Genomic DNA, 24187 nt, shown 5'->3' on the forward strand with positions numbered 1-24187 from the left:
CTCACGCTACCCTGACGTTACGTGAGAGTACCAATCCACGAGGGCCGTCGGGCGGCGATCGGGGACGCGGCTCAGCCCTCCCCGGCGACCAGCGACTCGAGGGTGAGGTGCGGGTGGTCGCGGTGCACCGAGTGCACCCGCCACTTGTCCAGCGCGAGCGCCAGCAGGCTGCCGTCGCTGCGCTGCAGCACCTCCACCCCGCGCAGCCGGTCCAGCTCCGCGGCCGAGGCGGCGTCGGTGCGCCGGGCCTGGGTGTAGGACAGCTCCTCCAGGCGTACGGCGGCGTTGAACTCGCCCTGCATCCGGGACGTGGCGACCTCGAACTGCATCGGCCCGACGGCCGCGAGCACCGGCGCCTGGACCCCGCGCAGGTCGGAGCGGAGCACCTGCACGACGCCCTCGCTGTCCAGCTGCTCGATGCCGCGCCGGAACTGCTTGTAGCGGCCGCTGTCGACCGCGCGGACCACCGCGAAGTGCTCCGGGGCGAAGCTGGCGATCGGCGGGAACGTCACCGGCTCGTCGAGGTAGATCGTGTCGCCGACGGTCAGCGCGTTGGCGTTGACCAGGCCGATGATGTCGCCCGGATAGGCCAGGTCGAGCACCGCCCGCTCCCGGCCGAACATGGCCTGGGCGTACTTCGTGGCGAACGGCCGGCCGGTCTGCGCGTGCGTGACCACCATGCCGCGGTGGAAGACGCCCGAGCAGACCCGGGCGAAGGCGAGCCGGTCGCGGTGGGCGGTGTCCATGCCGGCCTGGACCTTGAACACGAACGCGCTGAACGGCGCCTCGACCGGCCGGGTCCGCGCCGGGGCGGTGGCCGCGTCCGCAGCGGCGACCGCCGCGTCGGTCGGCGTACCGGCCCCGCGCGGGGCGCTGCCCGCGTCCGGATCGACGACGGTGAACGGCAGCGGCGGCGGGGAGAGCTCGATCAGGGTGTTCAGCAAGGTGGCGACGCCGAAGTTCAGGATCGCCGAGGCGAAGATCACCGGCGTGGTCACTCCGGCCAGGAACGCGTCCTGGTCGTGGTCGGCGCCGTCCGCGCTGAGCAGCTCGTGCTCCTCCACGGCGTCGTCCCACGCGGTCCCCTCGCGCTGCGCGGCCGCGGCCGCGGGCAGGTGCTCCTCGGGCGCGCGAGTGGCGCCGCCCGCGGTGCGGGTGTAGGCGACCAGGTCGCCGGTGGAGCGGTCGAGCACGCCGCGGAAGTCCCCGGCGATGCCGACCGGCCAGGTCAGCGGCGTGGGCCGCAGTCCGATCTGCTCCTGGATCTGGTCCATCAGCTCGAGCGCGTCGAGGCCGGGACGGTCCCACTTGTTGATCACGGTGATCACCGGGAGGCCCCGGTGCTTGCAGACCCTGAACAGCTTGAGCGTCTGCGGCTCCAGGCCCTTGGCCGCGTCGACCAGCATCACCGCGGCGTCGACCGCGGAGAGCACCCGGTAGGTGTCCTCGGAGAAGTCGGCGTGGCCGGGGGTGTCGACCAGGTTGACCACGTGCGCGTCGTACTCGAACTGGAGCGCCGCGGAGGTGATCGAGATCCCGCGCGCCCGCTCCATCTCCATCCAGTCCGACACCGTGGAGCGCCGACCGGCCTTGCCGTGCACGGCACCGGCCTCGGAGATCACCCGGGCGTGCAGGGCCAGCGCCTCGGTGAGCGTGGACTTGCCGGCGTCGGGGTGGCTGATCACCGCGAAGGTACGGCGGCGCGCCGCCTCGCGGGTCACCTCGGCGGGGCGGGCCCGGACCTCCGCAGGCGCCGCGGCGTCGGGCGTGGTCGGTGCGTCGGGGCCGGTCTCGGTCGTGGAAGTCACCTGGTGCGGCTCGCCATCCTCTTCTGTCGGGTCAGCTCGCGGCGCAGGTCGGCCGCGAAGCCTTCGGCGGTCTCGAGCTGTCGGCGCAGCCCGGTCACCCGGGCGTCGGCGTCCTCGCGGAACATCTCCAGGCGGTCCAGCAGCCCGGCGCGCTCCTCGCCGGGGAGCTCGGTGAGCTCCAGCCGGTCGAGCACCTCGAGCACCGCGCGCATCTCCTCGAGGGTGAAGTCGAGCGGCTTCATGCGACGGATCAGCATCAGCCGGGCGACATCGGTCTCGGTGTAGAGCCGGAAGCCGCCGGTGGTGCGCGCCGACGGCGGCACCAGCCCGACCTCCTCGTAGTAGCGGATCGTGCGCAGGCTCAGCTGCGTGCGCTCGGCGACCTCGCCGATCTGCATGTGGGGCACGTCCATGAAGCCTCGATCCCGTTCCCGTGCTGAGAAGCAGCGGCTCACGCTACGCGACCGGAGCGCCCGGCCGGTCACGCGCGTCGTGGTCACTGATCGAGCTCCCGCTCCGCCCAGGCGTGGATGTCGTGGCGGCGCACCCGACGGGCCAGCAGGTCGAGGCGGCGGCGGCGCTCCTCCGGTGCCGCGGACAGCGCCGTGGCCATCACCGCGCTCACGCCGTCGAGGTCGAAGGGGTTGCACAGGTACGCCTGGGGCATCTCGTCGGCGGCGCCGGTGAACTCGCTGAGCACCAGCGCGCCGGCCCCCTCGGTGGCGGACCGGGCGGACAGCGCGGCGTGCTGGACGGTGACGAACTCCTTGGCGACCAGGTTCATGCCGTCCTTGAGCGGGGTGACCAGCATCAGGTCGGCGAGCAGGTAGTAGGCGAGCAGGTCCTCGCGGGCGACGCCGCGGTGGAAGTAGTGCACCGGCACGTCCTCGCCCGGCCGGGTGAAGCGTCCGTTGATCCGGCCCACCAGCTGGTCGACGAGGTCGCGCAGCCGTTGGTACTCCTCCACGTCGCCCCGGCTCGGCACCGCGATCTGGACCAGGCACACCCGGCCGTGCAGGTCCTCGCGGTCCTCCAGCAGCCGCTCGAAGGCCAGCAGCCGCTCGGGGATGCCCTTGGTGTAGTCGAGCCGGTCCACCCCGAGCAGCACGCGCCGGCCGGCGAACTGGCGGCGCAGCCGCTGCAGCCGGCCGGTGACCTCCTCGGAGCGGGCGTCCTCGGCGAAGTCGGTGGTGTCGATCGAGATCGGGTTCGCCTGGGTGTGCACCACCCGACCGTCCTCCAGCACGATGTCGCGGCCCCGGACCGTGACGTCGGTGAGCAGCAGGGCACAGGCCCGGACGAAGTTCCTGCGGTAGTGCTCGGTGTGGAAGCTCACCGTGTCGGCGCCGAGCAGCCCGCGCAGCAGCTGGTCGCGCCAGGGCAGCCGCGCGAAGAGCTCGGGCGCCGGGAACGGGATGTGCAGGAAGTAGCGGACCGGGGCGTCGGTGCCGGCGCGCAGCAGCTGGGGCACAAGCATGAGCTGGTAGTCCTGCACCCAGTACGTCGGCGAGCTCAGCTCCTCACCGGTCTTCAGCGCGGCCTCGGCGAAGGAGCGGTTGACCCGCTGGTAGGCCTCCCACCAGCTCCGCTGGAACTCGGGGGTGCCCACCAGGTCGTGGAACAGCGGCCACAACGTGGCGTTGGAGAACCCGTCGTAGTAGGCCTTGACGTCGGCCCGGCTCAGCCCGACGCCGACCAGCCCGGCGTCCGTGCCGGGCAGCTTCTCGGGCAGCTTGTGCGACCCCCCGTCCCAGCCCACCCAGCTCGTCGGCCGGGTCGACACCAGCGGCAGGAGCGCGGTGACCAGTCCTCCGGCCGAGGTCTGCCACTTGTTGCCCACCCGGCTGACCGGGAGCCGGTTCGAGAGGACGACGAGGCCGGGCTCCTCGGAGCGCGGCTGGGTTCCGCTCATCGTCGTACCCCCGTGCTGGGAGGTCGCGGTCGCGTCGTTCGCATCGTTTCCTCCTGTGCAGACCAGCAGTCAGCCTACCCTTCCGTCGCGGTAGAGTTATCCGTTGGTCCTCCCGTCGCGGGGGTGACTCGGGCACCACACGTCTACCTCGGGGGAGCTGAGGAGAAACCACATGTCCGTCGACCACGCCGACCTGACCCCCCTCCTGGAGGAGGCGCTCGGGCAGTACGGCGCCAGCCGGACCGACCTGATCCGGGCCGCGATGAACGCCTGGGCCGCGCAGCCCGTCATCGACCGGCTCTGCGCGCTGCCGGAGGACCACTACCGCAGCGTCGACGAGGTGCTCGACCGGCTCCCGCCCGCCTGACCCGCGCGCCTCGGCGCACACCTACGCCCGAAACCCAGCACAGCCGCGGTTCTGGCGCCGCGGCGACCTCGCGCGCCGCGCGGCCACCTCACCGGCCGACCAGCAACCGGGCGGACAGCGACGCTCGGACATGCACTTGCGGAGCCAGGACCGGCGGCTCAGGCGGGAGGTCACCGGCCCGGGGCGGCAACTGCATGTCCGAAGGGTGGTTCGACCCGGACGCGAGGCCGTCGCCGCCCGCGCGGGCCGGCCGCCGAGGCCGAAATCCCGCACGGCCGGGGTCCTGGTGCCGCAACCGACTGCGCCGCCGCAACCACGCACAGCCAGGGCCGGGATTCGGACGGCTTCTGCGCCAGGGACTTGATCGGACCTACTCGCGGGTAGCATACTGTTGTTACTGATGAGTATTCCGTGGCCGTCCTCCCCCGGGACGTGCCCGGCCCAGCCGGCCAGGTGCACGCACGCACCTCGCAGCCCAGACCCGAAGGTGGAGCCGTGAGCCACTACAAGAGCAACCTGCGTGACATCGAGTTCAACCTGTTCGAGGTGCTGCGCCGCGACGAGGTGCTGGGCACGGGCCCGTTCGAGGAGGTCGACACCGACACCGCGAAGGCGATCCTGGGCGAGGTGGACCGGCTGGCCCGCGAGGACCTGGCCGCGTCGTACGAGGACAGCGACCGCAACCCGCCGACGTTCGACGTCGAGACCAGCACCGCGGACATGCCGGAGTCGTTCAAGAAGAGCTACAAGGCGTGGATGGACGCGGAGTACTGGCGGCTCTCGCTGCCCGCCGAGCTGGGCGGACAGCCGGCTCCCTCGACGCTCAACTGGGCGCTCGGGGAGCTGGTGCTGGGCGCCAACGCCCCGGTCTGGATGTACGCCTGCGGGCCGAGCTTCGCCTCGATCGTGCACCGCAACGGCAACGACCGGGACAAGCGGATCGCCGAGCACATGGTCGAGCGCGGCTGGGGCGCCACCATGGTGCTGACCGAGCCCGACGCCGGCTCCGACGTCGGCGCCGGCCGGACCAAGGCCACCCTGCAGGACGACGGCTCCTGGCACATCGAGGGCGTCAAACGCTTCATCACCTCCGCCGAGCACGACATGAGCGAGAACATCGTCCACCTCGTCCTCGCCCGCCCGGTCGGCATCGAGGGCGTCGGCGGCCCGGGCACCAAGGGCCTGTCGCTGTTCATCGTGCCCAAGTGGCACTTCGACCACGAGACCGGCGAGCTGACCGGTGAGCGCAACGGCGCCTACGTCACCAACGTCGAGAAGAAGATGGGCATCAAGGTGTCCAACACCTGCGAGGTCACCTTCGGCGACTCCGCGGTCGGCGGCGGGGAGCCGGCCCAGGGCTGGCTGCTCGGCGAGGTCCACAACGGCATCGCGCAGATGTTCCAGGTGATCGAGAACGCCCGGATGATGGTCGGCACCAAGGCGATCGCGACGCTCTCCACCGGCTACCTGAACGCCCTCGACTACGCCAAGCAGCGTCTCCAGGGCCCGGACCTGACCCAGGCCTCGGACAAGACCGCCCCGCGGGTGCCGATCACCCACCACCCCGACGTGCGCCGCTCGCTGATGACGCAGAAGTCGTTCGCGGAGGCGATGCGCTCGCTGGTGCTGTACACCGCCTCCTGGCAGGACCGCGTGCAGGTCGCGGAGTTCAACGGCGAGAAGGACGAGCTGGCCGAGCGCGTCAACGACCTGCTGCTGCCGATCGTCAAGGGCTACGGCTCCGAGCGGTCGTGGGTGCTGCTCGGCACCGAGTCGCTGCAGACCTACGGCGGCTCCGGCTTCCTGCAGGAGTACCCGGTCGAGCAGTACGTCCGCGACGCCAAGATCGACACCCTCTACGAGGGCACCACCGCGATCCAGGGCCAGGACCTGTTCTTCCGCAAGATCGTGAAGGACCAGGCCGCGGCGCTCGGCTTCCTCGCCGGCGAGATCACCGCGTTCCTCGACAGCGAGGCCGGCAACGGCCGGCTGAAGGTCGAGCGCGGGCTGCTCGCCCAGGGCCTCGAGGACGCCCAGGCGATGGTCGGCACGCTGATCAACCAGCTGATGTCGGCCGACCCGAACGCCGAGGGCGGCGACGTCCGCAACATCTACAAGGTCGGGCTGAACACCTCCCGGCTGCTGATGGCGCTCGGCGACGTGGTCTGCGCGTGGCTGCTGCTGCGCGGGGCCGAGGTGGCGCTGGAGAAGCTGGCCGGCGACTCCGGCCGCGACCAGGCGTTCTACGAGGGCAAGGTCGCCGCGGCGCAGTTCTTCGCGCGCAACGTGCTCCCGAAGCTGTCGGCCGAGCGCGCGATCGCCGAGGCCACCGACCTCTCGGTCATGGACCTCGCGGAGGAGTCCTTCTAGGACCCGCCGACCGCACCGCCGTATGCCCGAGGGGCCGCTCCGAGACCGAGGCGGCCCCTCGGGCTTGCGCGGACCGTTCTGAACCTCGCAGTCCGGAAATTTTACGCGGCGCAGGATTCGGGGCGTTCCGGGCGGGGTACTTCTTCCGACGGAGGGACGACCTCCCTTGCCAAACGGAAGCGGCCGACCGGGCCGTGACAGAAGGAGTGCACCATGGGTATCGGTCTGGGAATCGTGCTACTGCTCGTCGGTCTCGTCCTCGTGCTCGGCGTCGTCAACTTCGACATCAGCTTCATCGACGACCTCGCGCTCGGCTGGATCTTCGTGATCATCGGCGCGCTCGCGATCATCCTCGCGCTGGTCATGAACCAGCAGCGCTCGCGGAGCACGCACGTCGAGGAGCGCCGCTACGAGAGCGGCCGCTGACCCACGCCCCTGCCGGCCGCTCCCGGGCCACCGGGCGAGCGCCCGCAACGACGAAAGGGCCGCCCCACCTCACGGTGGGGCGGCCCTTCGTCATGTCAGGTCAGGTCAGCAGGCCCTGCCAGGGAGCGGCAGCGCTCAGGCCGACCAGCTCGACCGGCCGCCGCCGGAGCGGGTGCTGCTCGAGCGGGCCTCGGACCAGCCGCCGGAGCGACGACCCGATGCGGCACCGGCGCCGCGGCTGCTGCCACCGGCCGCCCCGCCGCGGCTGTACGCCGGCCGCTCGGTGCGCCGGCCCTGGTAGCCCGCGCCGCTGGGACGACGGGCCCCGGCGCTGCGACCCGAACCCGCCCGCGGGGCGACCTCGCCGGACGAGGCCAGCGTGGCCGCGGTCATCGGGCGCGGGGTGGAGCGGATGTCGTGGTGGCGCGACTCGACACCGGCGCGGGACTGCATCCGGATGATCTCGTCGACCTGCTTGGGCGTGGTGATCGTGACCACCGTGCCGGACTCGCCGGCGCGGGCGGTGCGACCCGAGCGGTGCAGGTACGCCTTGGGGTCGTTCGGGGCGTCGAAGTGGACGACCAGGCCCACGTTGTCGACGTGGATGCCGCGCGCGGCGACGTCGGTCGCGACCACCACGCGGGCGCGGCCCGAGGAGAACTTGTGCAGGTTCCGCTCGCGGACCCGCTGCGAGAGGTTGCCGTGCAGGTCGACGGACTCGATGCCGGCGTCGGTCAGCGCGCCGGCCAGCTCGGTGGCGCCCTCACGGGTGCGGGTGAAGACGATCGAGCGCTCGTTGGCCTCGACCAGCGCGGTGGCCGCGGAGATCTTGTCGCGGAAGCCGCCGACGACCATCACGTGGTGCTCCATCGTGGTGACCGCACCGGCGGCCGGGTCGAGCTGGTGCAGCCGCGGGTCGCGCAGGTGCTTGCGCACCAGCCGGTCCACGTCGCCGTCCAGCGTCGCGGAGAGCAGCATCCGCTGGCCGCCGGCCGGGATCTGGTTCAGCAGCGCGTCGACGGCCGGGTAGAAGCCGAGGTCGCACAGGTGGTCGGCCTCGTCGAGGACGGTGATCGCGATGTCGTCGGTGCGGCAGTGGCCCTTGTCGATCAGGTCCTGCAGCCGACCGGGGGTGGCCACGACGATGTCGACGCCGGCCCGCAGCTGCTTGATCTGCCGGTCGTACGGCGAGCCGCCGTACACGGTGGTGAGCCGGAGCCCGGCGGCGAACGCCAGCGGCTCGAGCGAGCGACGCACCTGGGTGGCCAGCTCGCGGGTCGGCACGACGACCAGCGCACGCGGCTGCTTGGGGCGGCTCTTCTGCCCGGCCAGGCGGGCCAGGATCGGCAGGCCGAAGGCCAGGGTCTTGCCCGAGCCGGTCTGCGCGCGGCCGAGCACGTCGTGGCCGGCGAGGGCGTCGGGGACGACCGCGGCCTGGACCGGCGTCGGGTGGGTGATCCCGCCCTTGGCGAGCGCGGTGACGACCGCGGGGTGCATGCCGAGCTCGGCGAAGCTGGGACCGCTGAGCACGGTCTCGACCGCGGCGGGAGCGGTCTCGGGGGAGTCGGGGGCGATCAGTACGGCGTCAGAAGACGACACGGGGCATTGCTCCATCGGGGTGGTCAGGCGCGACCTGGCCCGATCCACGGTGTGGACGGGGTGAGCCAGCAGGACGCAGGTGTTTTCCTCGCAACACCCGATCACTGGTCTCGCGCGGTCCATCACGACGGATCCGCACACCACACCGGGCGACAAGAAAGGCCGGGAAGCGTGCACCCTCGCGGGGCGCGCCTCGGCCTTGGCTGTTCCCCAGTCTAGCAGCGGTCCGGGGTCGCTCCGACCGGCTGGAGGCCTGCTGCAGGAGACCTGCGACACGTGCGCCGCCGCCGGACGGGCGGGCCGACCGGCCGGGGCGGAACCGGAACCGGAACCGGAACCGGCCTACCGCCCGGAGAGCGGCAGCACCAGCCGAGTGGCCGCGCCCTCGACGATCCGGACCGGCACCCCCCAGTCCTGCTGGTGCATGTGGCAGGCCGCGCCCTCGCCGCCGTCGCTGTCGCACGAGGCCGCCCGGGCGGCGACGTGCAGCACGCCGTCGCCGACCTGCGGGTCGAGCACCAACGTGCGGCTCAGGTCAGTCCCGCGACCCTCGCCGGCCTTGAGCAGCGCCGGCGGGGTGGCCCCGACCACCAGCTGCGCGGAGGGACCGAACCGGTCATCGACCTTCTGCCCCGGCGGCGGCTCGAAGGAGACCACGAGCTCCAGCTCGCCGGGCGCCACCTCGGTGACCGGCCGCCGGGTGGTGTGCGCGAACCCGTCGACGAGGAGGCCGGCGCCCAGCGGCACCCGGGTGAGCCGGTGCGCGGCGGACTCCACGACCAGCAGGGTGTCGCCGTCGAGCAGCAGGCCGCTCGGCTCGGCGAGCCCGCGGGCCAGCGTGCTCAGCGTGCCCGCGGCCGGGTCCCAGCGGCGCACCGCCCCGTTGTAGGTGTCCGCGACCGCAACCGAGCCGTCCGGCAGCACCGCGACCCCGAGCGGGTGCTGGAGCAGCGCCTGGTCGGCGGGACCGTCGACGAACCCGAAGTCGAACAGGCCGCGGCCCACGGCGGTGTGCACCTCGCCGTCCTCGACGAAGCGGAGCGAGGAGGTCTCGCTGTCGGCGATCCAGAGCCGCCCGCCGGGCGAACCGGCGGCGTCGACGGCCAGCCCGGAGGTCTGCGCGAACCACGCCTGCGCCGCCGGCCCGTCGACGAGGCCCTCGTGGGTGGTGCCGGCGGCGACCGCCACCCCGCCGGTGAGCGGGTCGAAGCTCCACAGCTGGTGGATGCCGGCCATCGAGACCCAGACCCGGTCCTGCCACCAGACGACGTCCCACGGGCTCGACAGGCTGCCCTCGTTGCCGGGCCCGTCGCCCTGCATCCACTGGTGTCCGGTGCCGGCGAGCGTGCGGACCTCCCCGGTGTCGAGGCAGACGCCGCGCAACAGGTGGTTCACGGTGTCCGCGACGACGACGTCGTAGCCGGCCGCGGCCTCGACCTCATCGGGCAGCAGGCACAGGCCGTTCGGCTCGTTGAAGCTCGCGTGCGCGGCAGCACCGTCGGCGGAGCCCTTGTCGCCGGAGCCGATCCGGCGTACGACGCTCTCGCCGTCCGCCGCGAGCTCGACCAGCGAGTGGTGACCGGCGTCGGCGACCAGGATCGTGCCGCCGGGCAGCCGGACCGCCTTCGCCGGGAACCGCAGGTCGCCCTCGACCACCGGCGGCGCCACGTAGGGCGAGTCGCCGGGCTGCAACGTGCCCTTGGCGAGGTGCTCCGCGCGCAGCTCGACGAGCAGCGCGTCGATGGCGTGGGCATGTCCCTCGCCGGCGTACTGCGCGACGACGTACCCCTCCGGGTCGATCAGCACCAGCGTCGGCCAGGCCCGGGCGGTGTAGGCCTGCCAGGTCTCCAGCTCCGGGTCGTCGAGCACCGGGTGGTGCACGTCGTAGCGCTCGACCGCGGCGCGCAGCGCGTCCGGGTCGGCCTCGTGCACGAACTTCGGGGAGTGCACCCCGACGACCACCAGCTCGCCGGCGTACCTCTCCTCCAGCTCGCGCATCTCGTCCAGGACGTGCAGGCAGTTCACGCAGCAGAAGGTCCAGAAGTCCAGCAGGGTGAAGCGGCCGCGCAGCTCCTCGAGCGTCAGCGGCGCGGCGGTGTTCAGCCAGCCACGCCCCCGGAGCTCGGGCGCGCGGACACGGGCGGTGCGACCGGAGGACATGCCGCCATTCTCCCAGGGCCCGCAGGCGCGCACCGCGGCCGTGTCCCCTCCCTGGACGGGAGGGTGTCAACGGCGACCGGGCGGAGCATGATGACGCCATGGCCGACTCAGCGCAGAGCAGGGCGGGGCAGACCGCCGGACCCCAGGACCTCATCGACGTCGCGCACCTGGTCACGGCGTACTACACCGACGTCCCCGACCCCGACGACGTCGACCAGCAGGTCGCGTTCGGGACCAGCGGGCATCGCGGCACCAGCCTGCGGACCTCGTTCAACGAGACGCACATCGTCGCGACCACCCAGGCGATCTGCGACTACCGCAAGCAGCAGGGGTACGACGGGCCGCTGTTCATGGGGCGCGACACCCACGGGCTCTCCGAGCCGGCCTGGGCCACCGCGCTCGAGGTGCTGGTCGGCAACGACGTGACGGTGCTCGTCGACGACCGGGACGGCTACACCCCGACACCGGCCGTCTCGCACGCGATCCTGCGCGCGAACCGCGGCAAGGACCTCGACGGCAGCGGGCTCGCCGACGGGATCGTCGTGACCCCGTCGCACAACCCGCCCAGCGACGGCGGCTTCAAGTACAACCCGCCGCACGGCGGGCCGGCCGACTCCGACGCGACCTCGGTGATCGCGGCCCGGGCCAACGAGCTGATCGCCGGCGGCCTCGACGGGGTCCGCCGGGTCCCGTTCGCGCGGGGCCGGGCAGCCGCGGGCGCCTACGACTTCCTCGGCACGTACGTCGACGACCTGCCCCAGGTGCTGGACATCGACGCGATCCGGTCCGCCGGCGTGCGGATCGGCGCGGACCCGCTCGGCGGCGCCAGCGTGGCCTACTGGGGCGAGATCGCCGAGCGGCACAAGCTCGACCTGACCGTCGTGAACCCGCTGGTCGACCCGACCTGGCGGTTCATGACGCTGGACTGGGACGGCAAGATCCGGATGGACTGCTCCTCCCCGCACGCGATGGCCTCGCTGATCCGTCGCAAGGACGACTACGACCTCGCGACCGGCAACGACGCGGACGCCGACCGGCACGGCATCGTCACCCCGGACGCCGGCCTGATGAACCCGAACCACTTCCTGGCCGTGGCGATCGGCTACCTGTTCGGCGGCGCCCGGCCGGGCTGGCCCGAGGCCGCCCGGATCGGGAAGACCCTCGTCTCCTCCTCGATGATCGACCGGGTCGCGGCCGAGGTCGGCCGGCCGATGAGCGAGGTGCCGGTCGGGTTCAAGTGGTTCGTTCCCGGCCTGCTCGACGGCTCGTTCGGCTTCGGCGGCGAGGAGTCGGCCGGGGCGTCGTTCCTGCGCAAGGACGGCAGCACCTGGACCACCGACAAGGACGGCATCCTGCTGTGCCTGCTGGCCTCGGAGATCCTCGCCACCACCGGCCGCTCGCCCAGCGAGCACTACGCCGACCTGGTCGGGCGCCACGGCGACCCCGCCTACGCCCGGATCGACGCGCCGGCCGACCGCGCGCAGAAGGCGAAGCTGGCGGCGCTCGCGCCCGAGGACGTGGCCGCCGCGGAGCTCGCCGGCGAGCCGATCACCGCCAAGCTCACCGAGGCGCCGGGCAACGGCGCCAAGATCGGCGGGCTCAAGGTGACCACCGAGTCGGCCTGGTTCGCGGCACGGCCCTCCGGCACCGAGGACGTCTACAAGATCTACGCCGAGTCCTTCCAGGGGCCCGAGCACCTCGCCCGCGTGCAGCAGGAGGCCCGCGAGGTGGTCGGCGCCGCGCTGGGCTAGCCGGTCGGGGCTGCGTGCCGGGTCAGCGCTCGAGGCGCCCCCGGTCAGTTCGACGTGGCGCCGCCCACCGTGCCGGCGGTGACCGCCGCGAAGACCGCCGCCCTCATCGCCTCGATCGCGGACCGGACCGCGGCGGAGCCCCAGTCCCCCTCGGCGACCTCCTGGGCCCGACGCTCGAGCTGCCTGCGGGGCAGGCCGTGCCGTTCCGGGTCGACGACCTGGGGCACCACCCGCAGCGCGTGCAGCAGAGCGACCAGCGCCGCCGTCCGCGGCTGCGGGGTGACGCCGCTGACGAGCACCTGATCCACCAGCTCGCGGACCTCACGCTCGTGCGCCGCATCGGCCGCGGGCCAGGTGTGCTTCGGGAAGACGCCGAGCACCCGGCCCTCCTCGGCTCGGAGGATGCCCTGCTGCACGAGCCGGTCGTAGAGCCGCTGCCGGAGCCTCTTGCCGAGCTTGCCCACGGCGTCGGCCGGCCGCTTGCCCTGCCGTTCGACGAGCACCGCCAGCGCCTCGTCGAGCAGCGGGTCGCCGGTGGGGGTGGCGTCCCGGACGACCAGCCGGCCCTTCCTGCGGCCCTCGCCCTCGTGGGTCAGGTCCACCCGGCCCGCCAGCGCGAGCTGGACCAGCTGGGCGCCGCCGAGGGCGATGTCGGCCTCGGTTCCGGACACCACCAGCTTCCCGGTGTCGTCATCGGTGATCAGCAGCAGGAGATCCTCCGCGAGCAGCATGGTTCGACGGTACGTCCGGAGGGCCGCTCGGCGCAGCGGAGTGACGTTCCGCCGCCGGTGCGCGGACAGGGGTGGCGCGACGCCGTACGACGCGGTGGAATCAAGCAGGAACCCTTACCGGAGGTGCTGCGTGTACTACCCGCTGACCGTGCGTGACTTCCTCGACCGCGCCGAGAGCGTCTACCCCGACCGGGTGGCGCTCGTCGACGAGCCGGACCAGCCGGCGCCGAGCCTGGGCCGGCTGACCTACCGGGAGCTGGCGGCGAACGCCCGGGCGCAGGCGGCCCGGCTCGACCGGCTCGGCGTCCCCCGCGGCGGCCGGGTGGCGGTCATCTCGCAGAACTCGGGTCGGCTGCTCACCTCGTTCTTCGGCGTCAGCGGTTGGGGCCGGATCCTGGTCCCGGTGAACTTCCGGCTCAGCCTGGCCGAGATCGAGTACATCGTCGGGCACTCGGGCGCCGACGTCGTCTACGCCGACCCCGAGCTGAAGGACAAGCTGGACGCGCTCGACGTCCGGCACAAGTTCGTGCTCGGCGAGGACGACGACCTGTTCCTGCACGGCACCGAACCGGAGGAGTGGACCGACCCCGACGAGGGCGCGACGGCCACCATCAACTACACCTCCGGGACGACGGCGCGGCCGAAGGGCGTCCAGCTCACCCACCGCAACCTGTGGCTGAACGCGACGGTGTTCGGCCTGCACCTCGGCGTCAGCGACCGCGACGTCTACCTGCACACGCTGCCGATGTTCCACGCCAACGGCTGGGGGATGCCGTACGTCGTCACCGGTCTCGGCGGCCAGCACGTCGTGCTGCGCAAGGTCGACGGCGCGGAGATCCTGCGCCGCATCGACGAGCACGGCGTCACCCTCATGTGCGCGGCCCCGGCCGTGGTCAGCGCCGCGCTGGAGGCCGCCGCCGACTGGGACGGGCCGATCCCGGGCCGCGACCGGGTCCGGATCGTGGTCGCCGGCGCGCCGCCGCCGACCCGGACCATCGAGCGGGTGATGGAGGAGCTGGGCTGGGAGTTCAACCAGATCTACGGCCTCACCGAGACCTCCCCGATCGTCACGGTGAACCGGATGCGCGCGGAGTGGGAGGAGCTGCCGCGTCGCGAGCAGGCCGCCCGGCTCGGCCGCGCCGGCGCGCCGGCGCTCGGGGTCCGGGTCTCGATCGACGAGCAGGGCGAGGTGCTGACCTCCTCCAACCACAACCTCGACGGCTACTGGGAGCAGCCCGAGGAGACCGCGCGGGTGCAGGCCGGCAACACCTTCCACACCGGCGACGGGGGCTACCTCGACGACGAGAGCTACCTGGTGATCAGCGACCGCAAGAAGGACGTGATCATCTCCGGCGGCGAGAACGTCTCCTCGATCGAGGTCGAGGACGCGCTGATGTCGCACGCCGCGGTGCGGGAGGTGGCGGTGATCGGGATCCCCGACGAGAAGTGGGGTGAGCTCGTGACCGCGCTGGTGGTCTCCGGCGACGACGTGACCGCCGAGGAGCTGATCGCGCACTGCCGCCAGTACCTCGCCGGCTACAAGTGCCCGAAGCGGATCGACTTCGTCGACGAGCTGCCGCGCACGGCCACCGGCAAGCTGCAGAAGTTCAAGCTCCGGGAGCCGTTCTGGGAGGGGCACGACCGCAAGGTGAACTGAGCGGCGCGGTGTTCCGGCGGGGTCCGGGCACCCGCGCTCGGACATGCACTTCCCGGCGCTCGGGGCACGGCCCAGGCGTGGCCGTGCGCCCGGGGCCGCTCGAGTGCATGTCCCAGCGGCGGTGCGCCGTCCACGGTCCGGCCCGGGACGGCTGTCCCGCGTCCCGACGGGTCAGGCGCCGACGTACGGCGGCAGCGTGTCGCCGGCGTACTCGGAGCGTCCGCACCGCAGGCAGGTGAAGGAGGCGTCGCGCCAGTCGCCCGGCTCCCGGCGCCACCGGTGCCAGCCCAGCCGGCACCGCAGTGACTTGGTCATGGCTCGAGGATCCACCCCGGTCGGGGCCGCGGCAACGGGGTTTCCGACCTGCGCGAAGAGTCGCGAACGGGTGCTCCGGGGGCTCCGTCCGACTGCCGCGGCCGCCGCTGACGGCCCGCGGTCAGCCGGCCCGCTGCCGGCCGGGACGGCACCGCCTAGGGTGCGGTCATGGACGACGCAGAGCGGTTGCAGGGGTACGTCGACGTGTGGGCCGGCTGCGTGGACGACGTGGTCGCCCTGCTGCGCGACCTGTCGCCCGAGGACTGGGACCGGCCGACCGACCTCGCCGGCTGGGACGTCCGCGCCGTCGCGGCCCACCTCGCACACCTGGAGTCCGAGCTCGCCGGCCGGGCGCAGGACCGGGTCGAGGTCCCCGAGCTCGAGCACGTCCTGACGCCGCTGGCGCGCTACACCGAGCGCGGCCCGATCGCCCGACGGGACTGGCCGGTCGACCGGATCGTCGAGGAGCTCGCCGACTCCGCCGCGCAGCGGCTCACCGAGCTGCGGGCCGACCCGCCGACCGACGGCTCGGCCACCGCACCGCGCACCCCGGCCGGCATCGGCTGGTCCTGGACGACGCTGCTCTCCAACCGGATCGTGGACGTGTGGATGCACGAGCAGGACCTCCGGCGCGCCCTCGACCGGCCCGGCGGCCTGGACACGCCGGGCGCCGCGCACACGGTCGACACCTTCCTGCGGGCCTTCGGCTACGTCGTCGGCAAGCGGGTCGCGCCGCCGGCCGGGACGACCGTCGTCCTCCAGGTCACCGGCGCCCAGGCGCGAGCGGCCGCGGTCGAGGTCGGGGCGGACGGCCGCGGCGTACCGCTGCCCGAGGCGCCGGAGCAGCCGACCGTCCGGCTGCGGATGGACACCGAGGCCTACGTGGTCCTCTCGGGCGGACGACGCGCCGCCGACCGGGTGCCGGTCGAGGTGGACGGCGACCCCGACCTCGCGGCGCGGGTGCTGGCCGCGCTGCCGGTCACGCCCTGACCGCCACCCGACCGCCCGCCGAGCGCGCAGCAAGGCGTCACCGTCCGCCTCGCACTGTCTTCAGTACGATTCGGCGGTCGCGCGTCACCGAGACGCCGGCTCGAGTCGATGGGGGTAGCTTGTCTCGCGGAGTGCCTGGCCCTGCAGCGGTGTCGTCTTTGACGCAAGCGCTCGTGACCCTTCTGGCCGGGGCGGTTTTCGGCGTCGTCGTCGTGGCGTTGAACCACGCCGAGCCGGCCCCCTGCGGGCGCTGTCCATCGTCACCGGGGGCGGTGCGGGGTGGGCCGCCTTCGGGATCCTGATGGCCGCCTGGTGGCGGCGTCGGCTCGTGCTGTCCGTGGCAGCCGCGTTCTTCGCCCTGGCGGCCGCCGTCGCGGCGTACTACGTCGCGGATGCAACTGCCGCCGGAAGCCCGATCGTCGACGAGGTCTCAGACCTGCGCTTCTGGATCGTGGGGGCCCTGGTCGTCGGGCCACCCCTGGGGCTGCTCGGCTGGCGCGCCCGGCGAGACGACACCTGGCTGGGCCTCGTCGCCATGGTCGTTGCCCCGTTGGGCTTCGCTGCGGAGTCGGCGATCTATCTCGACGGTTTCGAGTGGCTGTCGCCGTTGGAGCGTGCCGTCCGAGTGGCCATCATCGGCACAGCGCTGGCCGTGGTCGCGGTGCTGGTGGGTCGGAAGCTCACGGGACCCGTCCGTGCCGTTGGCTAGCATCGCCCGATGCGTGCGCTGAACATCGACGTCCCCGACGCCCTTGTCGAGCGTTGGATCGAATGGTTCAGCCCAGCCGTGCAGCCGTTCCTCGCCGATTCGGAGCTCGCGGCCTCGCTCGGCGAACACTCAGGCGAGGTGTCCCTCTCCGATGAGGTCCGGGACACCTTCTGTCTCTACGGGCTGCCCAGCGGAGTGCAGCACGTATGGCTGAGCGAGGCTCAGTTCCTGGCCCTGCCCAGACGGAGCAGGGCTGCGCTCGTGCGGGCCCAGCGAACCCTTGACCGCGAGCTCGTTCCTTCCGTCAGGTCATGGGTCTCGGTGGTCGGCGACCCGGCTCGCGAGCAGGCGGACGGCCACAGGTTCGTGTGGTGGCGGTCGCTGCTGCGCGGCTGCGAAGAGCTGGTGCTGAGGGACTACGTCGAAGAGGGTCGCCGGGCCAGCCGCCACGACGAGGTGTCGGAGGAGGTCTGGGACTCGGCAGCCCGCACGCTTCCCGGCGCGCGGAGGATCGCCGGGACGTTCCCCCCGGCCAGCGGGCCGAACTGCTTCGGCACGGTGATGGCCGCAGCCGGGGTCGTCGACGCCGACACGGTGTGGATGCAGCGGGAGCCGTTCGAGCGCTGGTTGTCGGAGAAGACCCGACCGAACGGGGACGACGCCGCCCCCGGCACCGTGCTCGTCTGGCGGTCCCCTGACGGCCTCGTGCAGCACGCCGCCGTCACGCTCGGCGACGGCTGGGTGCTGCACAAGCCGTCGCAGGGGTGGATGAGCCCCACCAAGGTCCTGACCACGCACGAGGGCAAGGCGAGCTCGCGTGCGTCCGGCCGCCGTCTGGAGCGGCACGCGATCACGACCTGATGTCACGTGGCTCACCGAGTGGAGGGACACCCGCACATCGCCGGATCCGGCGACGCGCCTGCACGGCTCGCCGGCCGGCGGCAGGGCCACACCTCGTTAGGGTGGCGGCGTGGCTGACGAGAACCCGACGACCCAGGCCGGCGCGACCAGCGGCGGTACCAGCAGCACCGGCGCCGCGCCGGGCGTGACGACCAAGCCGAGCGAGCCGGTCGACGACCTGGTCGCGACCAAGCACCACCTCAAGGTGGGCCGCCGCACGCTCGACTACACCGCGACGTCGGGGCGGGTGGTGCTCCGCGACGAGGTCTACGAGGACGGCACCTTCACCGGCTTCAAGGCGAAGGCCGAGATGTCGGTGACCTCCTACGTGCTCGACGTGGCCGACCCGGCCGAGGCGGCCGCCCGGCCGATCACCTTCGCCTTCAACGGCGGGCCGGGCTCCTCCAGCGTGTGGTTGCACCTGGGCCTGTTCGGGCCGCGTCGGGTGCTGATGGGCGACGCTGGCGAGCTGCTGCCGCCGCCGTACGGCCTGGCCGACAACCCCGAGTCGCTGCTGGCCGTCAGCGACCTGGTGTTCATCGACCCGGTCTCGACCGGCTACTCGCGGACGGTCGAGGGCACCAAGCCGGAGTCGTTCCACGGCTACCAGGGCGACATCGAGTCGGTCGCCGAGCTGATCCGGATCTGGACGTCGCGGCACAAGCGCTGGATGTCGCCGAAGTTCGTCGCCGGCGAGTCCTACGGCACGCTGCGCGGAGCCGCGCTCGTCGAGCACCTGCAGGCCCGGCACGGGATGTACGTCAACGGGCTGATCCTGATCTCCAGCGTCCTCGACGTCTCCTCAATCGACTTCGAGAACCAGCGCAACGACCGGGCGCACGCGCTGTACCTCCCCACCTACGCCGCGATCGCGCACTACCACGGCAAGCTCGGGCGGCGGTCCCTGAAGTCGGTGCTGGCCGAGGCCGAGGAGTACGCCGCGCGCGACTACCCGTGGGTGCTCTCCCGCGGCGACCGGCTGACCCGCAAGGAGCGGAGCGCCGCGGTGCGCAAGCTCGCCGGCCTGACCGGGCTCACCGAGGAGTACATCGACCGGGCGGAGCTGCGGATCGAGCACTGGCGGTTCTTCGGCGAGCTGCTCCGCGAGCAGCGGCGTACCGTCGGGCGGCTCGACGGCCGGTTCACCGGCCCCGCCGCCAGCGCCATCGCCGAGAACATGGACGCCGACCCCTCGCACGACGTGATCGCCGGGCCCTACGCGGCGGCGTTCAACCACTACGTCCGCGACGAGCTCGGCTACGAGAACGACCTGCCCTACGAGCAGATCTCCCGGCGCGTGCACCCGTGGTCGTTCAAGGACTTCGAGGGCCGCCCGGTCGACGTGACGCCGAAGCTCGAGCGCGCGATGCGGCAGAACCCGCACCTGAAGGTGCACGTCGCCTACGGCTACTACGACGGTGCGACCCCGCACTTCGCCGCCGAGGACGTGCTCGCGCACCTGCAGATCCCCGAGGAGCTGCGCGCCAACATCGAGCACGCCTACTACGAGGCCGGCCACATGACCTACGTCCACGAGCCGTCCAGGATCCAGCAGAGCAAGGACATCGCCGCGTTCGTGACCCGCTCCTCGGGCCGCTGACCGGGTGCGCGGACTCGTCGCGGTCGTGCTGCTGGTGGTCGGCAGCCTGATGGTCCCGGTGGCCACCGCCGGCTGGTGGCTGCGGGACACGGTCGTGCCCACGGACAGCTACGTCGAGACGGTCGCGCCGCTGGCCACCGACCCCGCGGTCCTGGGCGCGGTCGAGGACCGGCTGGTCGCCGAGGTCATGGCGTCGATCCGGGACGCAGGTTTGCTCGACCAGGTCGCCGCCGCGCTCGAGCGGGGCGGCCTGTCCCCGCTGCTCGCCGAGGAGCTGCAGGGGCAGGCCGGCGCGCTGGAGGCGAAGATCGAGCGGCTGGTCACCGGGGCGGTCCGGACTGTGGTGCGGAGTCCCGCCTTCGCCGAGGCCTGGCGCACCTCGAACGAGGTCGCCCACGACGAGCTCGTCGCGATCCTGTCCGGCGACTCCGCGGCGGTCGAGCGGGGTCCCGGCGCCCGCGTGGACGTGCGGCTCGCCGCGCTGTCCACGACGCTGCGCAAGGAGCTGGTCGCGGCAGGGGTGCCGTTCGCGGAGACGCTGCCGAAGGTGCAGGCGACCTACACGATCGGCACCGTCGAGGACCTGCAGCGCGCGCAGGTCGCGTACGCCGCGCTGGACCGGTGGGGCCGGTTGCTCCCCGTGCTCGCCGGGGCGTTGCTGCTGCTCGGACTGCTGGTGGCGCGGCGCCGCCGACGGGCGCTGATCGGGTCGGCGCTGCTCTCGCTGCTCGGGCTTGGCCTGCTTGCGGTCGCGATCGTGCTGGGCCGTTCGGCCTACCTCGCGTCGCTGCCGGTGGAGGTGCCGTCCGCGGCCGGCCGGGCGTACTTCGACGTGCTCACCGCCGACCTCTGGCGCGACCTCGGGTGGGTCGCCGGCGCGGCCGGGCTGCTGCTGGTGCTCGCGCTCGTCGTACGCCGTCCGTCCCGCTGACCGCCGAGTCGGCGCAACTGCAGCCCTCAACCCCGCCGAGTCGGCGCATCTGCAGCCCTCCCACCCGCCGAGTCGGCGCATCTGCAGCCCTCAACCCCGCCGAGTCGGCGCATCTGCAGCCCTCCCCCGCCGAGTCGGCGCATCTGCAGCGCTCCTGCCGCGTCCTGGGGATAACCGACTGCGGGTATGTCGGGAATCGACGACGGTTCTCCGATGGCCCAACCGTCCTTGTTCACCGATGGCCCGCTCCTCGGGGCCGACTTCCCGCTCCCCCTGGACCGCCCGTTCACGACCCGACAAGCAGCCGACCTCGGTGTCAGCCGCTCGGTGCTCTCGCGCCTCCATCGCACGGGCTACGTGCGGCGACTGCTCAAGGGTGTGTTCGTCGCCGCCCAGGTGCCGGACACCCTGACGCTCCGCGTGCAGGCGCTGCAGCTCGTCGTTCCGGCGGGCACGGTGATCGTCGACTGGACCGCGGTGTGGCTGTACACCGGCTGCCTGCCGTTCGGCCACCACCTGGAGGTGCCGCCGGTCTCGGTCTTCCGCCTCCCCGGTCGAGGCCGGCTCCGGAACGGTCTGTGCGTCAGCGGCGAGCGCGACCTGCGGCCCGGGGACGTGACCATGGTGGACGACTTGACGGTGACGACACCCTTGCGCACAGCCTGGGATGTCGGCCGGCTCTCGCACCGTGACCTGGCGATGGCCGGTCTCGACTGCCTGCTCCGGACCGCCTACTTCGGCAAGGACGAGCTCACGGGGGGCGTCGAACGCTTTGGCAAGCGGCGCGGCGTCGTACAGCTCCGCGAGCTTGCGCCCAAGGCCGACGGCAGGGCCGAGTCGACCGGCGAGTCGGTGCTGCGACTGCGGTGGCTGGACATGTCGTCGCTGCCACCGCCGCGACCGCAGGTGCCGATCCTCGACGACAGCGGTCGCGAGCTCTACCGGCTGGACCTCGGTGTCGAGGAGATCCGGTTCGCGGCGGAGTACGACGGGGAGGAGTTCCACACCAGCGACGCCGACCGAGCACACGACCGCGCCCGACGTGAGTGGATCGAGCAACACCGCGGCTGGATCATCGAGCCGGTGCGGCGGGAGAACGTGTTCGGGCTGCACCGGGACGTCGAGAGCATCCTGTCCGAAGGGATCGCCCGGGCCCGTCGCAAACTCGGGTCGTCCGGACGAGGTTGAGCGCTGCAGACGCGCCGACTCGACGGGGTCCAGCGCTGCAGACGCGCCGACTCGACGGGGTCCAGCGCTGCAGACGCGCCGACTCGGCAGGGTTCAGCGCTGCAGACGCGCCGACTCGACAGGGTCCAGCGCTGCAGACGCGCCGACTCGACAGGGTCCAGCGCTGCAGATGCGCCGACTCGGCGGGGTCCAGCGCTGCAGACGCGCCGACTCGGCGGGTAGGGCGGGGGTCAGAGGTGGCGGCGGGACTGGACCACGCGGAAGCGGCTCGCGACGTAGGCGGTGTCGGTGTAGGAGGCGGTCGCGGCCGGGTTCGCGCCGGTGCCGTGGTAGTCGCTGAACGCCGCGGACTGGTTCACGAAGACCCCACCGGTGAGGTTCTCCGAGAGCGCCACCCCGACGTCCAGCGCGGCCTCGCGCATCGCCTCGACGACCCGCTCCGAGGTGGAGTACACCGACGCCGTCATCGCGCCGTGCTCCTTGACGGTCCGCCGGAACACTGCGATCGACTCCGCGGTGTCGGCGGTCTCGATCAGGTAGGCCACCGGGCCGAAGCACTCCTGCTCGTAGATGTCCCGGTCGGCCACGGTCAGCCCGATGATCGTCGGCGTGCGCACCACCGCGTCGTCGTACGCCGGATGGCGCACCGCGCGCGACCCGACGAGGACCCGGCCCGTCGTCCCGGACTCCTCGAGCCGGGAGAGCACCCCCTCGTTCACGACGCCGCCGAGCAGCTCGACGGCGCGGGCGTCGTCGCCGAGGAGCTTGCCGAGCGCGGCCTCGATGCCGGCGGCCACCTCCTCGACGGACTTGCGTCCCTCGTCGGTCTCGATGCCGCCGGCCGGCAGGAAGACGTTCTGCGGGGCGGTGCACATCTGGCCGGTGTAGAGGGAGAAGGAGAAGGCGAGGTTCGTGCAGAGGCCGCGGAAGCTGTCGGTGGAGTCCAGCACGACGGCGTTCACGCCGGCCTTCTCCGCGAACACGATGGCCTGGCGGGCGTGCTGCTCCAGCCAGTCACCGAAGGCGTTGCCGCCGGTGAAGTCGATCAGCTTCACCTCGGGCCGCACCGCCAGCACCGCCGCCAGCCCGTCGGCCGGGTCCTCGGCGGCCAGCGTGACCAGGTTCGGGTCGAAGCCGGCCTCCAGGAGCACCTCGCGGCACACCTGCACGGTGATCGCCAGGGGCAGCACGGCGCCCGGGTGCGGCTTGACGACGACGGCGTTGCCGCAGGCCAGCGAGGCGAACAGGCCGGGCCAGGAGTTCCAGGTCGGGAAGGTGTTGCAGCCGACCACCAGCGCGACGCCGCGCGGCACGACGGTGAAGGTCTTCTCCATGCGCAGCGGCTCGCCCTTGCCGGGCTTCTCCCACACCACGGTGTGCGGGGTCCGGGTCATCTCGTCCCAGGCGTAGGCGACCGCCTCGAGCGCCCGGTCCAGGGCGTGGGCGCCGCCGGCCTGGAAGGCCATCACGAACGCCTGGCCGGAGGTGTGCTGGACCGCGTTGGCGAGCTCGAAGACCCGCTGGTGCAGCCGGGTGAGGATCTCCAGGCAGACCCCGACGCGGGCGTCCGGCCCGGCGTCGCGGAACGCCTTCATGCCGTGGGCGGCCGCCGCCAGCAGCGGGTCGACGCCGTCCGGGGCGACCCGCGGGTAGGCCACGTCGAGCGGGAAGCCGAACGGCGACTTCTCGGTCGTCACCGTGCCCTCGGCGCCGGGGGTGTCGAGGGGGAACGTGGTGCCGGCGTACTCCTCGAACGCGGCCTTGCCCTCCGCGGCGGCGCCCTCGCCGTAGATCCGCGGGGACGGCGACTCCTCGAAGGCGGAGAAGTACTCGCGGGTGCGGGTCGCCTCCACGGCGCGGCGCAGCGTCTCCTCGTGCGCGGCGAACAGGGCGGCGGCGGAAGGGGCGTCGGTCATGGCGGGTCCTCACATGTGACAGCGCTGGGGCGGATCTGTGTTCATCCTGTCACAGTGACGGCCCGCGGTGCAGGCTCCGCCAGGCCGCATCCGGCTCCCGGCAGGCGCTCAACGGGAAGCCGCCGCACGAGCAGGACCTGCGGTCACGGACGCCGCTGCGCCGCCGCCACCAGACCCCGAAACAGCCCCGCGTCGTCCCGGGTCTCCGGGTGCCACTGGACGGCCAGCTCGAATCGGTCGCCGGGGGCCTCCATCGCCTCGAGGGTGCCGTCGGCCGCGCGGGCCGCCGGGACGTAGCCGGGGTGCCGGCGCACCGACTGGTGGTGGTGGCAGTCGACCTCGCCCTTGTCGCCGACCAGCGCGCGGAGCCGGGTGCCCGGCAGGGTGTCCACGTCGACGCTGCCGTAGGCGTCGCCGCCCGGCGAGTGCTCGTCGTGGCCGACCACGTCGGGGGTGTGCTGGTCCAGCTCGCCGCCGCGGTGCACCGCCATCACCTGCATGCCGCGGCAGATCCCCAGCACCGGCAGCCCCGCGGCGTCGGCGGCGTCGAGCAGCGCGAGCTCCCAGGCGTCGCGGCCCGGCCGCCAGCCGGCGGTGCGCGGGTGCGGCGCGGCGCCGTAGCGCTCCGGGTCCACGTCGGCGCCCCCGCAGATGACCAGCCCGTCCAGCCGCGTCACCACGGTCGGGGCGGCGGACGGGTCCAGCGGCGGCAGCAGCACGGGTACGCCGCCGGCGCGCTCGACCGCTTCGGCGTACGTGGTCGGCAGCAGGTCGGCCGGCGCGTCCCACACTCCCCACCGGGCCTGCTCCCGGTAGGTGCTCAGCCCGATCACCGGCGCCTGCACGACCAGCTCACC

At 72.8% G+C, this 24187-nt stretch carries 20 protein-coding genes; 11 read left to right on the plus strand and 9 right to left on the minus strand.

Annotated elements, in window-relative coordinates; all coding sequences use genetic code 11:
- Positions 1 to 71 precede the first annotated feature (71 nt).
- From H9L09_RS07870 to H9L09_RS07880, 3 genes are all read right to left on the minus strand, one after another.
- Positions 72 to 1808 (minus strand): peptide chain release factor 3, encoded by a 1737-nt coding sequence (locus H9L09_RS07870; protein WP_187580087.1) that lies wholly within the window; start codon positions 1806 to 1808, stop codon positions 72 to 74.
- Positions 1805 to 2221 carry a MerR family transcriptional regulator gene (locus tag H9L09_RS07875; protein ID WP_187580088.1) on the minus strand — a complete coding sequence of 139 codons (417 nt, stop codon included), beginning with the start codon at positions 2219 to 2221 and terminating at the stop codon, positions 1805 to 1807. Before H9L09_RS07875 ends, H9L09_RS07870 begins: the two co-directional genes overlap by 4 nt.
- A gap of 83 nt (positions 2222 to 2304) precedes the next feature.
- A complete protein-coding gene (locus H9L09_RS07880; protein WP_187580089.1) occupies positions 2305 to 3720 on the minus strand; it encodes an alpha,alpha-trehalose-phosphate synthase (UDP-forming) in 1416 nt (471 codons plus the stop codon).
- 172 nt (positions 3721 to 3892) lie between these two features.
- Between H9L09_RS07880 and H9L09_RS07885 the strand changes: the two genes are divergently transcribed.
- From H9L09_RS07885 to H9L09_RS07895, 3 genes are all read left to right on the plus strand, one after another.
- The gene (locus H9L09_RS07885) at positions 3893 to 4087 is read left to right on the plus strand and encodes a DUF2795 domain-containing protein (protein WP_187580090.1); all 195 of its coding nucleotides are present in this window, start codon (positions 3893 to 3895) and stop codon (positions 4085 to 4087) included.
- A 495-nt stretch (positions 4088 to 4582) separates the two neighbouring features.
- Positions 4583 to 6457 carry an acyl-CoA dehydrogenase gene (locus H9L09_RS07890; RefSeq protein ID WP_187580091.1) on the plus strand — a complete coding sequence of 625 codons (1875 nt, stop codon included), beginning with the start codon at positions 4583 to 4585 and terminating at the stop codon, positions 6455 to 6457.
- 213 nt (positions 6458 to 6670) lie between these two features.
- Positions 6671 to 6883 carry a DUF6458 family protein gene (locus H9L09_RS07895; RefSeq protein ID WP_187580092.1) on the plus strand — a complete coding sequence of 71 codons (213 nt, stop codon included), beginning with the start codon at positions 6671 to 6673 and terminating at the stop codon, positions 6881 to 6883.
- 135 nt (positions 6884 to 7018) lie between these two features.
- On the opposite strand, the gene H9L09_RS07900 is transcribed toward H9L09_RS07895, so the two are convergent.
- Both H9L09_RS07900 and H9L09_RS07905 read right to left on the minus strand, forming a co-directional pair.
- Positions 7019 to 8482, minus strand: a complete 1464-nt coding sequence (locus H9L09_RS07900) for a DEAD/DEAH box helicase (protein ID WP_223164252.1) — start codon at positions 8480 to 8482, stop codon at positions 7019 to 7021.
- 342 nt (positions 8483 to 8824) lie between these two features.
- Positions 8825 to 10642, minus strand: a complete 1818-nt coding sequence (locus H9L09_RS07905; RefSeq protein ID WP_187580093.1) for an NHL domain-containing thioredoxin family protein — start codon at positions 10640 to 10642, stop codon at positions 8825 to 8827.
- Positions 10643 to 10740: 98 nt separating this feature from the next.
- On the opposite strand from H9L09_RS07905, the gene pgm reads away from it, so the two are divergent.
- The gene (gene pgm, locus H9L09_RS07910) at positions 10741 to 12393 is read left to right on the plus strand and encodes a phosphoglucomutase (alpha-D-glucose-1,6-bisphosphate-dependent) (protein WP_187580094.1); all 1653 of its coding nucleotides are present in this window, start codon (positions 10741 to 10743) and stop codon (positions 12391 to 12393) included.
- 44 nt (positions 12394 to 12437) lie between these two features.
- Here the strand turns inward: pgm and H9L09_RS07915 are convergent, their stop codons facing one another.
- Positions 12438 to 13124 carry a GOLPH3/VPS74 family protein gene (locus H9L09_RS07915; protein ID WP_187580095.1) on the minus strand — a complete coding sequence of 229 codons (687 nt, stop codon included), beginning with the start codon at positions 13122 to 13124 and terminating at the stop codon, positions 12438 to 12440.
- A 130-nt stretch (positions 13125 to 13254) separates the two neighbouring features.
- On the opposite strand from H9L09_RS07915, the gene H9L09_RS07920 reads away from it, so the two are divergent.
- Positions 13255 to 14781 (plus strand): AMP-binding protein, encoded by a 1527-nt coding sequence (locus tag H9L09_RS07920; RefSeq protein ID WP_187580096.1) that lies wholly within the window; start codon positions 13255 to 13257, stop codon positions 14779 to 14781.
- Between the two features lie 171 nt (positions 14782 to 14952).
- On the opposite strand, the gene H9L09_RS07925 is transcribed toward H9L09_RS07920, so the two are convergent.
- Positions 14953 to 15096: a hypothetical protein gene (locus H9L09_RS07925; protein ID WP_187580097.1), complete on the minus strand. Its 144-nt coding sequence runs from the start codon at positions 15094 to 15096 to the stop codon at positions 14953 to 14955.
- Between the two features lie 168 nt (positions 15097 to 15264).
- Here H9L09_RS07925 and H9L09_RS07930 point away from each other — a divergent pair, with 168 nt between their 5' ends.
- The 6 genes from H9L09_RS07930 to H9L09_RS07955 all read left to right on the plus strand — a co-directional run bounded on the left by H9L09_RS07930 (position 15265) and on the right by H9L09_RS07955 (position 21414).
- Positions 15265 to 16086, plus strand: coding sequence for a maleylpyruvate isomerase family mycothiol-dependent enzyme (locus H9L09_RS07930; protein WP_187580098.1), 822 nt, complete (start codon positions 15265 to 15267; stop codon positions 16084 to 16086).
- Between the two features lie 301 nt (positions 16087 to 16387).
- Positions 16388 to 16795 (plus strand): DUF6518 family protein, encoded by a 408-nt coding sequence (locus H9L09_RS07935; protein ID WP_187580099.1) that lies wholly within the window; start codon positions 16388 to 16390, stop codon positions 16793 to 16795.
- A gap of 9 nt (positions 16796 to 16804) precedes the next feature.
- Positions 16805 to 17656 (plus strand): hypothetical protein, encoded by an 852-nt coding sequence (locus H9L09_RS07940; protein WP_187580100.1) that lies wholly within the window; start codon positions 16805 to 16807, stop codon positions 17654 to 17656.
- A gap of 109 nt (positions 17657 to 17765) precedes the next feature.
- The gene (locus H9L09_RS07945; RefSeq protein WP_187580101.1) at positions 17766 to 19295 is read left to right on the plus strand and encodes a S10 family peptidase; all 1530 of its coding nucleotides are present in this window, start codon (positions 17766 to 17768) and stop codon (positions 19293 to 19295) included.
- A gap of 4 nt (positions 19296 to 19299) precedes the next feature.
- A complete protein-coding gene (locus H9L09_RS07950) occupies positions 19300 to 20226 on the plus strand; it encodes a hypothetical protein (protein ID WP_187580102.1) in 927 nt (308 codons plus the stop codon).
- Between the two features lie 213 nt (positions 20227 to 20439).
- Entirely contained in the window at positions 20440 to 21414 is a 975-nt protein-coding gene (locus H9L09_RS07955; RefSeq protein ID WP_187580103.1) for a type IV toxin-antitoxin system AbiEi family antitoxin domain-containing protein, read from the plus strand.
- Positions 21415 to 21644: 230 nt separating this feature from the next.
- On the opposite strand, the gene paaN is transcribed toward H9L09_RS07955, so the two are convergent.
- Positions 21645 to 23330, minus strand: a complete 1686-nt coding sequence (gene paaN / locus H9L09_RS07960) for a phenylacetic acid degradation protein PaaN (protein ID WP_187580104.1) — start codon at positions 23328 to 23330, stop codon at positions 21645 to 21647.
- Between the two features lie 143 nt (positions 23331 to 23473).
- On the minus strand, positions 23474 to 24175 hold the full coding sequence (locus H9L09_RS07965; RefSeq protein WP_187580105.1) for a gamma-glutamyl-gamma-aminobutyrate hydrolase family protein: 702 nt from the start codon (positions 24173 to 24175) through the stop codon (positions 23474 to 23476).
- Positions 24176 to 24187: the final 12 nt, after the last annotated feature.

Source organism: Nocardioides mesophilus (genome assembly GCF_014395785.1).
Taxonomy (GTDB): Bacteria; Actinomycetota; Actinomycetes; order Propionibacteriales; family Nocardioidaceae; genus Nocardioides_B; species Nocardioides_B mesophilus.

Coding starts and splice junctions, on each gene's coding strand:
- H9L09_RS07875 (WP_187580088.1), bottom strand. CDS start 2,221: ATGGACGTGCCCCACATGCAGATCGGCGAGGTCGCCGAGCGCACGCAG.
- H9L09_RS07880 (WP_187580089.1), bottom strand. CDS start 3,720: ATGAGCGGAACCCAGCCGCGCTCCGAGGAGCCCGGCCTCGTCGTCCTC.
- H9L09_RS07885 (WP_187580090.1), top strand. CDS start 3,893: ATGTCCGTCGACCACGCCGACCTGACCCCCCTCCTGGAGGAGGCGCTC.
- H9L09_RS07895 (WP_187580092.1), top strand. CDS start 6,671: ATGGGTATCGGTCTGGGAATCGTGCTACTGCTCGTCGGTCTCGTCCTC.
- H9L09_RS07905 (WP_187580093.1), bottom strand. CDS start 10,642: ATGTCCTCCGGTCGCACCGCCCGTGTCCGCGCGCCCGAGCTCCGGGGG.
- pgm (WP_187580094.1), top strand. CDS start 10,741: ATGGCCGACTCAGCGCAGAGCAGGGCGGGGCAGACCGCCGGACCCCAG.
- H9L09_RS07915 (WP_187580095.1), bottom strand. CDS start 13,124: ATGCTGCTCGCGGAGGATCTCCTGCTGCTGATCACCGATGACGACACC.
- H9L09_RS07925 (WP_187580097.1), bottom strand. CDS start 15,096: ATGACCAAGTCACTGCGGTGCCGGCTGGGCTGGCACCGGTGGCGCCGG.
- H9L09_RS07930 (WP_187580098.1), top strand. CDS start 15,265: ATGGACGACGCAGAGCGGTTGCAGGGGTACGTCGACGTGTGGGCCGGC.
- H9L09_RS07935 (WP_187580099.1), top strand. CDS start 16,388: ATGGCCGCCTGGTGGCGGCGTCGGCTCGTGCTGTCCGTGGCAGCCGCG.
- H9L09_RS07940 (WP_187580100.1), top strand. CDS start 16,805: ATGCGTGCGCTGAACATCGACGTCCCCGACGCCCTTGTCGAGCGTTGG.
- H9L09_RS07955 (WP_187580103.1), top strand. CDS start 20,440: ATGGCCCAACCGTCCTTGTTCACCGATGGCCCGCTCCTCGGGGCCGAC.
- paaN (WP_187580104.1), bottom strand. CDS start 23,330: ATGACCGACGCCCCTTCCGCCGCCGCCCTGTTCGCCGCGCACGAGGAG.